This window comes from Mesorhizobium sp. M1A.F.Ca.IN.020.06.1.1 (genome assembly GCF_004023265.1).
In the GTDB taxonomy this organism is placed as follows: Bacteria; Pseudomonadota; Alphaproteobacteria; order Rhizobiales; family Rhizobiaceae; genus Mesorhizobium.
The window spans coordinates 1-1502 of sequence record NZ_RZSR01001205.1; the positions used below are offsets into that span (position 1 = coordinate 1).

Sequence of the window (1502 nt, forward strand, 5' to 3'; positions counted from 1 at the left end):
GCCCAGATGATATGAAAAGCCTCCAAATCGATCGACGGCTAAGTAACGAAATAATGCCCAATTAACTGCCTCAGCAGACCAGTCGCGCAGGGGCTTCGAAGAGGTCGGGTCTCGATATCTCTGTTTAGGATCCCGGTCGCGAACGCTCGGAGTTGACAAACCGCACGACCCCATGAGCGGCACGGCGCGACCACCTGGGAATGCGGGCCGGATGGCATAGCGCGAGGTGCTGTGTTGGTTGTCTGCCATATTGGCCGTACCGGGCTGGGTTCCTATCCCCGCGACGAACGCCCTCCGCTTGATTTGTGACTCAGCATCTCTGATAAAAGACTGAAACGGGCTGCTGCTGACAACGGCGGCAACCCGAGATTATCGTCTTCGCTGACGACGACTCCGAACGAAGCGAAGTCGAAATGTCGCCAACGAGTCGTTAGTCTAGAATTGCGGGACTCTTGCCGCTCACACCCAGGGTGTCGCATTGGCCACGCAGCTCCGCAATCCGCTCGGTCCCGGGGCAGTGACCATTTCCGCCGCCATCCACACGCCGAATAAGCTCGCCTCCGTCGGTCGTTTCCCACTCCCGGCGCGCTAACCGCCTGGGCCAACCGCCCGGCCCGCTTCATGGCGCAAAACGCCTGCGCTGGGCGAGGTTCACCTAACCAACGCTGTCTCGACTTCGCGTAGCGCCGAGAGACGTGGCCGGCCAACCGAGACCGTTGCGCAGAGCGGATTTGCCTGCGCATGGGTTGCCATTCTCGAACGCCTCGTCTCAGAGATCGCTAGGCTGTCCTTGCACAATCGAGAATGCCGTCCCCAAATTGCTTGCCCGCATCGTGGCGCCCTTCGGCGGACAAGTGTTTTTGCGCTGTTCAGTCGTCACTGAGCTCGGCGGCGTGCGCAAGCGCCTGAGACAGAGACAAACTTTCCGCCGAGGTTGCTGTCTGTCCCTCTGCTCCAGCTTCGGCAAAACGCCGGGCAGCAAATTTCCGATGGTTCTACAACTTAGGCTAGCACACAAGGTAAGCCACGCCCGCGCTTCTTATTTTCTACTTTGGACAAGGCATTCCGAAGAAAAACTTTCCGTTTGGGAGGCGATCTTCAGCAGCACTTCCTCCCGAAACGTCGATAAACTTCCAGGAATCGTACTTACGGCGTCAGGATCTGGAACCACAGGGGCAACGTAGGCGATCATTGAGGTCGACCTTAGGCGCTTGTTTAAATGGAAAGACGCGGTACCCGGACGATGGTCAGCAGTAGGCCTGTCAGCAAATTACTGGCTGGAGGCAGTGCGGTTAATAATTGAAGAGGAGGGTTGATGGCTACGCGTGTTGGTGTTGATGTGGGTGGAACGTTCACGGATTTGATCTTCTACGACGACACCACGGGTGAAGTCTGGCCCGCCAAAGTTTCGACAACGTCCGCCGATCCCGTTGAAGGGGTGGCCTCAGCAATCGCGGAGGCGATTCCGCCTCGCGCTATGAGCGAAGCTGCATTCTTTATTC

General features: G+C 57.8%; 1 protein-coding gene. It reads left to right on the plus strand.

Features of this window, described 5'->3' with window-relative positions:
- Positions 1-1315: 1315 nt before the first annotated feature.
- Positions 1316-1502 (plus strand): hydantoinase/oxoprolinase N-terminal domain-containing protein (locus tag EOA60_RS32495; RefSeq protein WP_164899754.1); only part of this gene is annotated, 187 nt, incomplete at its 3' end.